This window comes from Streptomyces sp. WAC05292, from assembly GCF_003949955.1.
Classification (GTDB): domain Bacteria; phylum Actinomycetota; class Actinomycetes; order Streptomycetales; family Streptomycetaceae; genus Streptomyces; species Streptomyces globosus.
In genome coordinates, this window is the sequence record NZ_RPSE01000147.1 from 1 (window position 1) to 13370 (window position 13370).

Consider the following 13370-nt stretch of genomic DNA (forward strand, 5'->3'; position numbering starts at 1 on the left):
GTGTACGGGCGGAACGGGGTCGGGCGGCGGGGCGAAGGCCGGGGCCCCGCCGGGGCGGCCCCCGGCGGCATCCGGCGGGCCGCGCCGTCCGATGCCCCCACTGTGCCGCCGGACGGTTGCCGCGGTCGATTACCCCAGGGGTCATGGAAGCCGGCCGGAGTGGGGCCCGGCCGGGGCCGGGGGCCAACGTTCTTTGACGTGGAGCGCAGGAAACGTTGGGTTCTTATCTCCCTCTTGCGGCCTGCGGGCTACGCTGCTTGCAAGCCGAACGGCCCTCGAACGTCCTGTCGACACAGGGAGAACCACACGGTGGATGCCGCTGCCCGTCCCGACCTCGCCGCGACCTGGGAGCGCGTCGCGGTGCTGGCGGAGCAGCGGGGGGCGGATCCGCGCGAGGTGCTCGACGTGGAGCGGCTCGGGCATCTGAGCGGGGTCGAACCAGCCCTGGTTCCGGCCGTGTTGGCGGGCGCGGCGCCGGCCGTGCCGTTATGCGTGCGAGTGCACCGGCGGTTCAGGTGGCTTCGGGCCACCCGGCGGGACAGGCAGGGGCGGGAGTGGCCGCTCGCCGCGATCGCCGAGGACTTCGACGCGCCCGGCGCCTCCCTGGGCCCGCTGAACGCCGGGACCGGGCTGCCCCGCCTGCGGCATGCGGCGGGGGTGCAGCGCTTCTTCGGGGTGTACGCGGGCTTCCTCCTCGCCGACAGCCGGAGCGCGGTGGAGCGGGCCGTCGCGGCCGTGGCGACGTCCACCTGCCCCGGCGCCACGGTGCCCGCCGCTCCCCCGGGGGCGGCTTCGGGCCTCGCGTCCGGGTCGGGCGGCGCCGACGACCTGGACCTCCTCTCCCACCTGACGGGCATGCCGCCGCACGCCGTCGCGCAGACCCTCGACGGCAGGCCGCCGCAGCTGCCCCTGCCGGAGCAGGTCCACCAGCGCTTCGCCCACCTGCGGCGCACCCGCCTGCGGCCCGACGGCCAGCCGCACTCGCTCGACGCGATCGCCCGCTCCTTCGACGCCTCGGGGCAGTCGCTGACCCGCCTCGCCCGCGGCGAGGGGCTGCCGAGCCTGGCCGCGGCCGCCGGCATCCAGCGGTTCTACGGGGTGGACAGCGGCTTCCTCCTCGCGGACGACACCGAGGCGCTGGCGGCCGCACTTGCCGACATCGAGCACGGGCTGCTGACCTCCGGCGGGGACGCGGCCAACCCGATGCTGGGGGCCCTGCGGGCGCATGACGTCCGCGGCATCGCCGCGCGGGCCGGCCGGCTCTCCGCCGCGGGCCGGCAGTCGCTGCGCGACCACCTGGACGACCTGCTGGCCCGGGAGGGCCGGCTCGGGATCCCGGGCGCACGCGGGGAGGGCCCGGCCCGCACGCTGCGGGGCCGCGAAGAGGCTGCCGAGGGGGGAGTTCCATGAGGACGACACGGACCATGCGGAAGCTCGGCGCGGATCTGCTGGCGGGCGTGCGCCTGGCCCCGCCGGCCGACGCCGCCGCGATCATCGGGAGCCTGTGCGCGGCGTACGGGCGCAGGCGCGGCGGCCGGCCGGTGAACTTCCGGTTCGCGGGGTTCCCGCCGGACACGGCCAGCGGGCTGTGGCTGGAGATGGCCGACCGCGACCTGCTCGTCATCGAGGAGCGGACCCGGCCCGAGCACCAGCTCGTCATCGCCTGCCACGAGCTGTGGCACCTGGAGGAGGGCACCTGTGACAGCCACGGCCCGGGCATGGCGGTCGCCGCCCGGATCGCGGGCCGCCACGGAGGCCTTGCGGAGCTGCTGAACTCGCAGGCCGGGCTGGGGAGCGTCGTACGGCAGGCGGCCGCCCGGGCGGACCGGCAGGACCCGGCGGAGATCCGGGCCGAAACGTTCGGGCTGCACCTCGGGAAGATCCTCAAGGGGTTCCTGGAGCCGCCGCGGCAGGCGCAGTGCGAGCAGATCGAGCGGATCGGCACGGCCCTCGGATGGGCGCGGTGAGACAGGGCACGGTGAGGCACGCGGTGGTGAGGCAGGGCGCGGCAGGTCGCACGCGGCGGGCGCCGCGCCCCGCGCCGCCGCCCGCACCGCCGCCCCGGCCGACGTCCATGCCGACGCCGACGTCCATGCCGACGCCGACGCCGACGCACCTCACGCGCCGCTGACCGCCGGCCCCGACAGAGAGCAGCGCCCACATGACCCCGTTCCCCCAGCCCCGCCACGCCGTCGTCATCGGCGGCAGCATGGCCGGGCTCCTCGCCGCGGCCGTGCTCGCCGAGCACGCGACGGTCACGATCATCGACGCCGACGTGCTGCCGGACGGCCCGGTGCCGCGGCGCGGTCTCCCGCAGGCCCGGCACGTGCACGTCCTGTGGTCGGGCGGCGCGCGGGCCATCGAGAAGATCCTGCCGGGGATCACGCAGGAGTGGATCGCCGCGGGCGCGATGCGCCGCAGCCTGCCCGTCGAGCTGGTGACCATGACGGCGCAGGGCTGGATCCCGCGGTGCCGGGAGAAGCAGTTCACCATCTCGTGCAGCCGGGACCTCCTCGACGCGGTCGTCCGGGCCCGGGTCACGGGCCTGCGCGGCGTGACGACCCTCCAGCGGAGCCGGGTGCGGGCCCTGGAGGGGACGGCGGCGCGCGTCACGGGCGTCCGCGTCGACACTCCGGAGGAGAACGGGCGGCTGGTCACCGCCGACCTCGTGGTCGACGCGAGCGGGCGCGGCTCCCGCTCCCGGGTCTGGCTGCGGGAGCTCGGCGTGGGCGGGATCCGGCAGGCGGAGGTCGACTCCGGGCTGGTGTACGCGACGCGGCTGTTCGAGGCGCCGCCGGGGGCGCACGAGTCGGGCTTCCCCATCGTCAACGTGCAGTCCGACCCGAGGGTTCCCGTACCCGGCCGGACCGCGACGATCGTGCCGATCGAGAACGGGCAGTGGCAGGCGACGCTGTCCGGGACCCGCGGCGGGCAGCCGACCGGGGACCCGGATCTGTTCGTCCCGTTCGCCAAGAGCGTGCGCGATCCCATCGTGGGCGAGCTCCTCGAAAGGCGCCGGCCGCTCACGGACGTCGCCGTCACGAAGGGCACCGCGAACCGCCGCGTCTACTTCGAGAAGGCCGACCTGCCCGACGGGTTCTTCGCGGTCGGGGACTCCGTGGCCACCTTCAACCCGCTGTACGGGCAGGGCATGACGGTCGCCGCCCGGGGGCTGCTCGCGGTACGGGCGCTGCTGCGGGCCAAGGGGCTCGCCCACCCGTCCATCGGCCGGGAGGCGCAGCGGGCGCTGGCCCCGCAGGTGGCCACCGCCTGGGAGCTGGCCACGTCGCAGGACATCCTGTACCCGGGGGCGACGGGGATGCGGCCGCGGACGGGGACCGGGCTGCTCAACGCGTACGTCGGCCGGCTGATGACGGGGGCGACCACGCGGGAGGCGCTGACGGCGGCGTTCCTCCAGGTCATCACGATGAGCAGTCCGCCGACGCACTGGCTGGGGCCGTCGGTGCTGTGGCACGTGCTGCGCGCGTCCGACCGCGGTGCGCTGAAGGCGCCGCCGCTGACGGCCGCCGAGCGGGCCGTGGCCGGGCTGGACGCGGACCCGGTAGGGGCCGTCCCGGCCGCGGAGCCGGCCGCGGACCCCGCCTGCTCCCCCGGTCCCGCCGACCCCGTGGACCCGGTCGATCCGGTGGGCCGTTCCGGCCGGGCCCGATGACGGACGGGCTCATCCTCTACGTGCCGGGGTCGGTGATGATCCTGGCACTGCTGATCAAGGCGCCGACGCTGCGGCGCGGCTGGGACCAGCCGCTGATGCGCGCGGTGTGCGCGGTGCTGTTCGCCGGATGCCTCGTGATGTTCCTGGCGGCTCCCCCGACCATCGCGGCGGTGAACCGGCTCACCGGGATCACCAACTTCTCGGCGCCCCTCGTGTACGGGGCGCTCACCGCGTTCTCCGGGTCGTGCGTCGTGCTGGTGCTGCACTGGAGCGGTGGTCCGCCGGCGGCGGTGCGGCGGGCCACGCGGCTGACGGTCGCCGTGTTCGGCGCGGTCACGCTGCTGATCGTGCTGCTGTTCGTCAAGGGGGAGGCGCCCGTCGAGCGGCTGCGGGACCTCGACACGTACTACGCGAACACGCCGTGGGTGCGCGAGATGATCGTCTGCTACCTGCTGGCGCACACGGCGGCCAGCTCGGCGATGACGGTGCTGTGCTGGAAGTGGCTGCGGCGGGTGGGCCCCTCGCTGCGCCGGCTGCGGCCGCTGCGGACGGGGCTGGCGCTGATCGTGCTGGGCGGGGTCCTCGACCTGTGCTACCTCGTCTCCAAGTGGGCGGCGGTCGGTGCGCGCTGGGCGGGCCGCGACTGGGATGCGCTGTCGACGTACGTGGCCCCGCCGTTCGCGGCGGCGGCGGCGCTGATGGTGGGCTCCGGTTTCATCGTGCCGCTGGTCGGCGGCTCGCCCGCCTGGCGGGACTACAGCCGCTACCGGACGCTGCGCCCGCTGTGGAAGGAGCTGCGGGGGTTCGCCTCGCCGAGCGTGATGACGGTGCCGCTGACCTGGTGGTCCCCGATCGGGATCCGGCTGATCCACCGCGAGTCGGTGATCGACGACGGGATTCTGGCGCTGGGGTGCTGGTTCGACCCCGGGGTGCGGCTGGCGGCGTACGAGGCGGCGCGGGCCGACGGGATCGGGGAGCCCCAGGCGTCGGTCGTGGCGGACGCGGCGATGCTCGCGGCGGCCGTGCGCAGGCGGGCCGCCGCCGATCTGGCGGGCTGCGTCGGGGAGCACCGGGAGCCGGCCGACCGGGGGCCCGACGACCCGCACCGGCTGGACTCGCGGCCGCTGGCGGAGCTGGCCCGGGAGTTCAGCTCCTCGCCGATCGTGGCCGCGGTGCGGAGCGCCCCGGCGGAGCCGGAGCCCGCTCCCCGGGCGCGGGAGAGCCGGAACGCGCCGGGGTGAGGGATCCGGGGCGTTCCGGCGGTACGGGGTTGCGGGCGCGGCCGGCGGCCCGCGGCCGGTCAGAGGTCCGCGAGGGAGAGGCCGGCCTGGGCGGCGGCGGCCTGCACGGTCTGCTCCAGCAGGACGGCGATGGTCATCGGGCCGACGCCGCCGGGGACCGGGGTGATCAGGGAGGCGCGGGCGGCGGCGGACTCGAAGTGGACGTCGCCGACGTTGCCCTCGTTGTAGCCGGCGTCGAGGACGACGGCGCCGGGCTTGATGTCCTCGCCGCGGATGAACTCGGCCTTGCCGACGGCGGCGACCAGGACGTCGGCCTGCCGGACGATCGAGGACAGGTCCTTGGTGCGGGAGTGGCAGTAGGTGACGGTGGCGTTCTGCTCCAGCAGCAGCATGCCGGCGGGCTTGCCGAGGATGGCGCTGCGGCCGACGACGACGGCGTGCTTGCCGGTGAGGTCGACGTCGTATGCGGCGAGCAGGCGCATGATGCCGCCGGGCGTGCAGGAGACGAAGCCGGGCAGGCCGAAGCCCATGGCGGCGAAGGAGTGCATGGTGACGCCGTCGACGTCCTTGCCGGGGGCGATGGCCTCGAAGGCGGCCCGCTCGTCGATGTGGTGCGGCACCGGGTGCTGGAGCAGGATGCCGCTGATCTCCGGGTCCTCGGAGAGGGCGGTGATGGTGGCGACGAGTTCCTCGGTCGTCGTCTGCGCGGGCAGCGCCACGTGCCGGGAGGTGATGCCGGCCTTGGCGCAGCGGTTCTGCTTCATCCGGACGTAGGTGACGGAGGCGGGGTCCTCGCCGACCAGCACGGTCGCCAGGCACGGGGCGGTTCCGGTGCGCTCGGCGAGCTTCGCGGCGTGCAGGGCGGTCTGCTCGGAGATGCGGCGGGCGAGGGCGGTGCCGTCCATGAGCCGGGCGGTCTGGGCAGTCGTCATAGGGGTCTCCTGGGCGTCGCTGCGGGATCGCGGTTCGCCCAGGCGCGCGGCAGTCGGCGTACGCGGGGGTACGCCGGACGCACGGTCGTGCGCCGGGCCGCTCCCCGGTGGTGATCCACCCGAACGCCAGTCACGGCCCGCGACCACTGTAGTCGAACGCCGCGGGCGGAATATCGGTGGAGCACCGGCCCCCCGCCTGGGACGATATGGATCATGACGCGAACTTTCGACCATCTCGTGGCGGAGGCGGAGACCGTCTCGGTGGACGGCTGGGACTTCTCCTGGCTCGACGGACGGGCCACGGAGCAGCGGCCCTCCTGGGGCTACCAGCGGATGCTGGGCGAGCGCCTGGCCCGGGTGCGGTCGGTGCTGGACGTCCAGACCGGCGGCGGCGAGGTCCTCGCCGGGGCCGGGCCGCTGCCGCCCCTGGCTGCGGCGACGGAGTCCTGGCCGCCGAACGTCGACCGGGCCACGCGGCTGCTGCACCCGCTCGGCGCGGTCGTCGTCGCCGATCCCGACGAGCCGCCGCTGCCGTTCGGCGACGGGGCCTTCGAGCTGGTCTGCAGCCGGCACCCGGTGACCGTCTGGTGGGACGAGATCGCGCGGGTGCTGGCCCCGGGCGGAACGTACTTCTCGCAGCAGGTCGGGCCGGCGAGCGTCTTCGAGCTGGTCGAGTTCTTCCTCGGTCCGCAGCCGGAGGAGGTCCGGCGCAGGCGGCACCCCGACGACGCCGTCGCCGCGGCCTCGAAGGCGGGGCTGGAGGTGGTGGACCTGCGCTCGGAGCGGCTGCGCACCGAGTTCCACGACATCGGCGCGGTGATCTATTTCCTGCGGAAGGTGGTGTGGATGGTTCCGGGATTCACGGTGGGGCACTACCGTGAACGGCTGCTGGAGCTCCACGAACGCATCGAGCGGGAGGGTCCGTTCGTCGCGCACACCTCCCGTTTCCTCGTCGAGGCCCGCAAGGCGGGCTGAGGAGCGGCGGGCGGGCCGGGGCGCGGACGGTTTTCCGGCCGAAAGGTTGCCTGTACACAGCGTGGCGCAGGTCACTCAATTCAGCGCGTAACGAATCGACTCGGGCAGGCGATGAACCGACAGGTGTCCTCGCGCGGCCCGGAATACAGACCCCCCTCGGGTCTGTTTCCCGATCCGCGCGATGATGTCCCGCCCACTTCCTGTCTGTTCGCAACGAGAGGCTCCTTGTGTCGCTCAGCCCGTCCCGTACGTTCCCTCCGGAGATCGCCGAATCGGAGGCCCTGGTCGCTCTCGTCGAGCGCGGCCGCGAGCAGGGTCACATCAACGGTGACGACGTGCGCCAGGCCTTCGAGGCCGGCCGCATCCCGGTGGACCAGTGGAAGCGGGTCCTGCGCAGCCTGAACCAGGTCCTGGACGAGGAGGGTGTCGCCCTCCACGTCAGCGCGGCCCCCGCCACGAAGGCTGCCGCGAAGAAGCCCCGCAAGGCTGCCTCCGCCCCCGCCCGGACCGTGACGAAGAAGGCCGTCGCCGCGCCGCGGCCGATCGGTGCGCGGAGCAAGGCCGCGACCGCCGCTGCCGCTGCCGCCGCCGCGACGGCGGCGTCCGCCGCTGCCGCCCCGGCGGCGGCGATATCCGCTTCGCCGGCCGCCGCTGCCGAGGCTCCGGAGGCCGCGGCCGCCGCCGAGCCGAAGAAGCGGACGGTCAAGAAGGCCGCCGCGAAGAAGACGGCCGCCAAGAAGACCGCGGCGAAGAAGACCACCGCGAAGGACGCCGACGACGCCGAGAACCCGTCCGTCGAGGGCGAGGACTGGGCGGCCGAGGACCTCGTCGACGAGGTCGAGGAGGAGGCTCCGGCGACCGCCGGCCAGGGCTTCGTGCTGTCCGACGAGGACGAGGACGACGCTCCGGCGCAGACGGTGATGGTGGCCGGCGCCACCGCCGACCCGGTCAAGGACTACCTGAAGCTGATCGGCAAGGTGCCGCTGCTCAACGCCGAGCAGGAGGTCGAGCTCGCCAAGCGGATCGAGGCCGGCCTGTTCTCCGAGTACAAGCTCGAAGAGGAGGAGGACCTCAAGCCCGCGTACCGGCGCGAGCTGGAGATCCTGGTCGAGGACGGCCGCCGCGCCAAGAACCACCTGCTGGAGGCCAACCTCCGCCTCGTGGTCTCGCTGGCCAAGCGCTACACCGGCCGCGGCATGCTCTTCCTGGACCTGATCCAGGAGGGCAACGTCGGCCTGATCCGCGCCGTGGAGAAGTTCGACTACACCAAGGGCTTCAAGTTCTCCACGTACGCGACGTGGTGGATCCGGCAGGCGATCACCCGCGCCATGGCCGACCAGTCGCGCACCATCCGCATCCCGGTGCACATGGTCGAGATCATCAACAAGCTCGCCCGTGTGCAGCGGCAGATGCTGCAGGACCTCGGCCGCGAGCCCACTCCGGAGGAGCTGGGCAAGGAGCTCGACATGACCCCGGAGAAGGTCATCGAGGTCCAGAAGTACGGCCGTGAGCCGATCTCCCTGCACACCCCGCTGGGCGAGGAGGGCGACAGCGAGTTCGGTGACCTCATCGAGGACTCCGAGGCGGTCGTCCCGGCCGACGCCGTGTCGTTCACCTTCCTCCAGGAGCAGCTCCAGTCCATCCTGGGCACGCTGTCCGAGCGCGAGGCGGGTGTCGTGTCCATGCGGTACGGCCTGAACGACGGGCAGCCCAAGACCCTCGACGAGATCGGCCGCGTCTACGGGGTCACCCGCGAGCGCATCCGCCAGATCGAGTCGAAGACCATGTCGAAGCTGCGCCACCCGTCCCGCTCCCAGGTGCTGCGCGACTACCTCGACTAGTCCCTGCGGCCAGGCGCGCGGAAGGGCCCGGCGACCCCCTCGGGGGGTTGCCGGGCCCTTCGGCCTGTCGAGGGCCGCTCGGTCCCTCCCGCGCGGGTCAGGCCGTTGTGCGGGACTTCCGGGCGGCCATGACCGCGTACACGGGCACGCCGGCGAAGAGGAAGAGGACGCCCTGGTAGACGGCCGCGTACCCGGCGCCCGCGACCAGCCACATGGAGAAGGCGAAGGCCAGCGCGGCGATGACGGCGTCGCGGACGAGGCGGCCGCGGTGGACCTGCTCGGACCGGCCGGTGAGCAGAAGGTGGATCTGCGCGGCGGTGGAGAGCAGGTAGGGGACGGTCGCGGTGAAGGTGGTGATCAGGACGAGGCTTTCGAAGACGCCCGCGGAGCCGGCCGTGTAGTTGTAGACGGTGAGGGCGGAGGCCAGCAGGACGGTGACGACGACGCCGGTGACGGGCACGCCGCGCCGCTTGGTCTCGAAGACCTTGGGGAAGAGGCCGTCCTTGGCGGCGGCGTACGGGGTCTGGGCGCTGAGCAGGGTCCAGCCGTTGAGGGCGCCGAGCATGGAGACGACGGCGGCGCAGGCGACGACGGTGCCGCCCCAGGTTCCGCCGAACATGGCGTTCACGGCGTCGGTGAAGGGGGCCTCCGAGGAGACGAGCCGGTCGTGGGCGACCAGGCCGAAGACCGACAGGGTGCCCAGGAGGTAGACGACGGCGGCGCCGACGGTGCCGAGGACGGTGGCGCGGCCGACGTTGCGGGCGGGGTCGCGGACCTCGCCGGCGCTGACGGCGGCGGACTCCACGCCGAGGTAGCTGAAGAGCAGGATGGCGGCGGAGGCGGACAGCGCGCCGACGGGGCTCTGGCCGGTGGCCTGGAACGGGCCGAGGTTGGCGGGGTCGAAGAAGAACAGGCCGCCGACGGCGACGAGCAGCAGCGGGGCGAACTTCAGGACGGTCGCGACGACTTGGACGGTGCCCACCCAGCGGGTGCCGGCCAGGTTGGCGAGCGCGGGCAGCCACTGCACGGCCAGGGCGGCCAGGCACATCGACCAGGTGTGGTCTCCGACGGCCGGGAAGAGGACGGACAGGTAGCCGACGGCCGCGACGGCGAGGGCCGCGTTGGAGACCCAGGAGGTGATCCAGTACGTCCAGGCGGCGAGGAAGCCCGCGAAGTCGCCGAAGGCGGCACGGGCGTAGACGTAGGGGCCGCCGGTGTGCGGGAGGCGCTCGGCGAGGCGGCCGAAGACCAGGGCGAGGGCGATCGCGCCGAGGGTGAGGATGCCGAAGGCGACGAGGCTGATGGTGCCGAACGGGGCCACCGAGGCGGGCAGGAGGAAGATCCCGCCGCCGATGATGTTGCCCATGACCAGGCAGGTCGCGATCGGGAGGCCGAAGCGGCGGGCGTGCGGGCCCCCGCTCCCCCCGTCGGTCTCGCGGGCCTCGGCGGCCGGGGATCCGGGGGCCGTGGTCGGGGCGGGCGGGGCTATGGCAGGGGTGGTGCTCACGGGGGTCGCGCCTCGGGTGTTTCACATGCCGGACAGGTCGACACATGCTGCGCCACGTCGCCCGCACCGCCAAATCAATGACTTTCGTCCTGTACGGGCACCCCTGCGGAAGGAAACATTCCGCCGGGCGCGGGCGGCGGCCGCGGATCCTGCGGCGGCAGCGCCGGCTCCGCTTCCGCCCGCCGGGTGGGCCCGACCGGGACCTGCGGCCCGTCAGCCTCGCGCAGCCAGCCCCGCAGGACGCGGTGGACGGCCTCGGCGCCCACCAGACCCGGCTCCGGGGCGGGCAGGTCCGCCGGCCACATGAGGAAGGCGCGCCCCTGTTCCCCGCCCAGGCCGCCGTGGGAGCCGATCTGCTCCTCGAAGGCGTGGACCTGCCCGGTGGCCGGGTCGTACGCCGAGTTGACCATGATGTCGGGAACGTGGGGGAACGCATCGGTACGGGCGACCGCCTCGGCCGCGCCCGGCCCGTACGCGGCGAGCAGCTCCTGCGCCGCGGCGGGGTCGGACAGCGGGGCGCTGGCGCCCCCGGGGCCCAGGACGTGGCCGTCGACCAGCAGGAAGCCGATGCCGGGATGGTTGGCGAGGGTCGGCAGCAGGGCGGGGTGGGCGTGCTCGATCCACTCCCGGGTGGCCCGGGCGGGCACGTCCGGGAAGGAGATCACCGCCAGGTTCCCGGAGGCCAGGACGACGGGGTCGGTGCGGCCGGGCCGCGGGTGGGCCTCCTCGCCCTCCTCGACGGGCCGGTGCAGGGCCGCGAGGACGGCGGCGCGGGCCTCGGCTCCGCTCGGGGTGCGGCCCGCGCGTCGGGAGACGGGCAGTCCGCAGCCGGCCCGGACCAGGTCCTTCAGGGTGAGGCCGTACCGGCCGAGGAAGGTCTCCCCCGGGCTCTGTCCGTGGTCGGACAGCAGCACGATCCGGTAGGCGCGCGGGGCGTGCTCGGCGACGCGCGCGATGAGGGCCAGGGTGCGGTCGAGCCGGGCCAGGACCCGGTCGGTGTCCCGGCCGCGCGGGCCCGAGTGGTGGGCCACCTCGTCGTAGGCGACGAGGTCGGCGTAGACGGCGGCCCGGCCGGCGAGCATGTCGCCGATGACGGCGGCCGTGACGACGTCCCGCTCGACGACGGTCGCGAAGGCCCGGATCAGCGGGTACAGGCCGCCCCGTGCCACCCGGGGCCGGTCGCCACGCAGCCTGGCCCGCACCGACTGGCCGATCTCCCGCCCGACTTCGGCGGTGAAGGACAGTGCGGTGCGGACGGCGTTGGCCGGGTCGGAGAAGTACGCGAAGTAGCCGGCGCGGGAGCGGTTGGCGCGGCCGCGGCGGGCCGACACCGACAGCACCAGCGCGAGTTGGTCGGCGCCGCCGCTGAAGAGGTTGCCCCGGCTCGCCCCGTCGACGGTGAGCAGGCCGCCGTCGCCGGTGCGGGCGACGGCCCGGCGCTGGAGTTCCGCGGCGCTGGTGGGCCGGTTGCAGACCATCACCTCGCCGGTGTCCTTCTCGTACCAGCGGAACGCGGGAACGTCGAAGGTGGTGCCGTGCAGGATGCCGAGCTGGCTGGCGCCGGTCTGGCTGGACCAGTCGGTGCGCCAGGGCACGACGCGGTGGCCGCTCTCCAGCCAGGACGCGGCCGTCGGCATGGTGCCGTTCGCGGTGGCCTCGCGCAGCACCTCGTACCCGACCCCGTCGAGCTGGAGGAGGACCAGGCCCGGCGGCGGCTCGCGGCCGGGCGCGGCCGCCCGGCGCTGCCGGCCGCGCCGGGCGGCGAGCCGGTACAGGCGCCTGCGGTAGGCCTCGTCGTCGCGGACCGCGAGGGCGGTGGAGGTGGCGGAGGCGACGGCTGACATGGCGGCCGCGACGACGACGGCGGTCTCGGGGGCGGCCCGGCCCTGCCCGGACGGGACCAGGCTGAGCGCCATCAGCAGCAGGGAGCCGTTGAGGAAGAAGACGAGCAGGCCGAGGACGAGGGCCGGTACGAGCAGCAGGGCCCGGACGAGGACGGGCCACACGAGGGCGCTCAGGAGGCCGAAGGCGCCCGCGCCCCAGGCTGCGGCGAGGCCTGCCTGCGTGATGCTGGCGCCGTCGCCGGACTGCAGCCGGAAGTCCGGCAGGATCCCGGCCAGGATGAGCATCGTCAGGGTGGAGACCGCCCACACGGTGAGCACGCGCACCGCGGCGCCGGCCGGGGGAGAACACGAGGCGGTGCGGCGTGCGGCGACGACGGTGGCGGACGGCGGGCGGCGGGCTTAGTCTCGGTTCCGGGGTCTGCGACTGCGACGGGGAGGCCGGATGCCGGTGGAGATCACCTGGTGGGGGCATGCCGCCTGCACGGTGGAGGATTCCGGGGTGCGGGTGCTGACGGACCCGCTGTTCGCGCCGCGGCTGGCGCACCTGCGGCGGCGGCGCGGGGTGCTGCCGCCGCCCGAGGCCGCCGTGGCGGACGTGGCGGTCGTGTCGCACCTGCACGCCGACCACCTGCACCTGCCGTCCCTGGCCCGGCTCGCGCCCGGCACCCGCCTGGTCGTGCCGCGGGGTGCGCTGCGGGCGGTGCCGGGGCTGGCGCGGCTGGCCGGGGTGCGCGGGCTCGCCGTGACGGAGGCGGTGCCGGGGGACGTCGTCGGGGTCGGGCGCGGGGTGCGGGTGCGGGCGGTCAGCGCGCGGCACGACGGGCGGCGGATGCCGTGGGGGCCGCAGCGGGTGCGGGCGCTGGGCTTCGTGGTGGAGGGCGCCGGGCGGACGTACTTCGCCGGGGACACGGGCCTGTTCGCGGCGATGGCCGGGGAGGTGGGGCCGGTCGACGTGGCGCTGCTGCCGGTGGGCGGCTGGGGCCCGTACCTCGGGCCGGGGCACCTGGACGCGGCGGGTGCGGCGCGGGCGCTGGCGGCGCTGGCGCCGGGCGCGGCGGTACCGGTGCACTACGGGACGTACTGGCCGATCGGGATGGACGCGGTGCGGCCGCACGAGTTCCACGCCCCGGGGCAGGAGTTCGCCCGGCTGGCGGGGCGGCTGGCGCCGGGGTCGGCGGTGCGGGTGCCGGGCCACGGCGAGCGGGTGCGGTTCCGGTGAGGGGCCTCGCGGTGGCGGCGGCCGCGGGCTGGGCGTGGGCGGCGGGCGGGGTGCCCGCGGAGACCGCCGAGCAGGCGGTCGGGTATCCGGCGCTGTTCCTGCTGGTGGCGGTGGGGGCGTTGGTGCCGGTGGTGCCGA

The 13370-nt window shown here is 74.9% G+C and carries 10 protein-coding genes; 7 read left to right on the top strand and 3 right to left on the bottom strand.

The genetic code is table 11. From position 1 onward, the window contains the following. Window positions 1-309 precede the first annotated feature (309 nt). The 4 genes from EF903_RS17265 (at window position 310) to EF903_RS17280 (ending at window position 4914) form a co-directional block, all read left to right on the top strand. Window positions 310-1410, top strand: a complete 1101-nt coding sequence (locus EF903_RS17265) for a hypothetical protein (protein ID WP_125544131.1) — start codon at window positions 310-312, stop codon at window positions 1408-1410. Beyond that, window positions 1407-1967 carry a toxin-antitoxin system, toxin component gene (locus EF903_RS17270; protein WP_125544132.1) on the top strand — a complete coding sequence of 187 codons (561 nt, stop codon included), beginning with the start codon at window positions 1407-1409 and terminating at the stop codon, window positions 1965-1967. The genes EF903_RS17265 and EF903_RS17270 overlap by 4 nt, the downstream gene beginning before the upstream one ends. 194 nt (window positions 1968-2161) lie before the next feature. After that, window positions 2162-3673, top strand: a complete 1512-nt coding sequence (locus EF903_RS17275) for an NAD(P)/FAD-dependent oxidoreductase (RefSeq protein ID WP_125544133.1) — start codon at window positions 2162-2164, stop codon at window positions 3671-3673. Continuing rightward, complete coding sequence (locus EF903_RS17280) at window positions 3670-4914, top strand: MAB_1171c family putative transporter (RefSeq protein ID WP_125544134.1); 1245 nt, start codon at window positions 3670-3672, stop codon at window positions 4912-4914. Before EF903_RS17275 ends, EF903_RS17280 begins: the two co-directional genes overlap by 4 nt. 59 nt (window positions 4915-4973) lie before the next feature. Here the strand turns inward: EF903_RS17280 and EF903_RS17285 are convergent, their stop codons facing one another. Further along, a complete protein-coding gene (locus EF903_RS17285; protein WP_125544135.1) occupies window positions 4974-5846 on the bottom strand; it encodes a bifunctional 5,10-methylenetetrahydrofolate dehydrogenase/5,10-methenyltetrahydrofolate cyclohydrolase in 873 nt (290 codons plus the stop codon). A gap of 213 nt (window positions 5847-6059) precedes the next feature. Between EF903_RS17285 and EF903_RS17290 the strand changes: the two genes are divergently transcribed. Together EF903_RS17290 and EF903_RS17295 are read left to right on the top strand one after the other, a co-directional pair. Further along, a complete protein-coding gene (locus EF903_RS17290; RefSeq protein ID WP_125544136.1) occupies window positions 6060-6821 on the top strand; it encodes a methyltransferase domain-containing protein in 762 nt (253 codons plus the stop codon). A 227-nt stretch (window positions 6822-7048) separates the two neighbouring features. Continuing rightward, entirely contained in the window at window positions 7049-8662 is a 1614-nt protein-coding gene (locus EF903_RS17295) for an RNA polymerase sigma factor (RefSeq protein ID WP_125544137.1), read from the top strand. Between the two features lie 97 nt (window positions 8663-8759). Here EF903_RS17295 and EF903_RS17300 read toward each other — a convergent pair whose 3' ends face one another. Both EF903_RS17300 and EF903_RS17305 read right to left on the bottom strand, forming a co-directional pair. Beyond that, window positions 8760-10169, bottom strand: coding sequence for an amino acid permease (locus tag EF903_RS17300; protein WP_125544138.1), 1410 nt, complete (start codon window positions 10167-10169; stop codon window positions 8760-8762). A gap of 74 nt (window positions 10170-10243) precedes the next feature. Then, window positions 10244-12337: a phage holin family protein gene (locus EF903_RS17305; RefSeq protein WP_260615492.1), complete on the bottom strand. Its 2094-nt coding sequence runs from the start codon at window positions 12335-12337 to the stop codon at window positions 10244-10246. A 118-nt stretch (window positions 12338-12455) separates the two neighbouring features. Here EF903_RS17305 and EF903_RS17310 point away from each other — a divergent pair, with 118 nt between their 5' ends. Next, window positions 12456-13232, top strand: a complete 777-nt coding sequence (locus EF903_RS17310; protein ID WP_125544139.1) for an MBL fold metallo-hydrolase — start codon at window positions 12456-12458, stop codon at window positions 13230-13232. Window positions 13233-13370: the final 138 nt, after the last annotated feature.

Coding starts and splice junctions, on each gene's coding strand:
- EF903_RS17270 (WP_125544132.1), top strand. CDS start 1,407: ATGAGGACGACACGGACCATGCGGAAGCTCGGCGCGGATCTGCTGGCG.
- EF903_RS17275 (WP_125544133.1), top strand. CDS start 2,162: ATGACCCCGTTCCCCCAGCCCCGCCACGCCGTCGTCATCGGCGGCAGC.
- EF903_RS17280 (WP_125544134.1), top strand. CDS start 3,670: ATGACGGACGGGCTCATCCTCTACGTGCCGGGGTCGGTGATGATCCTG.
- EF903_RS17285 (WP_125544135.1), bottom strand. CDS start 5,846: ATGACGACTGCCCAGACCGCCCGGCTCATGGACGGCACCGCCCTCGCC.
- EF903_RS17290 (WP_125544136.1), top strand. CDS start 6,060: ATGACGCGAACTTTCGACCATCTCGTGGCGGAGGCGGAGACCGTCTCG.
- EF903_RS17310 (WP_125544139.1), top strand. CDS start 12,456: ATGCCGGTGGAGATCACCTGGTGGGGGCATGCCGCCTGCACGGTGGAG.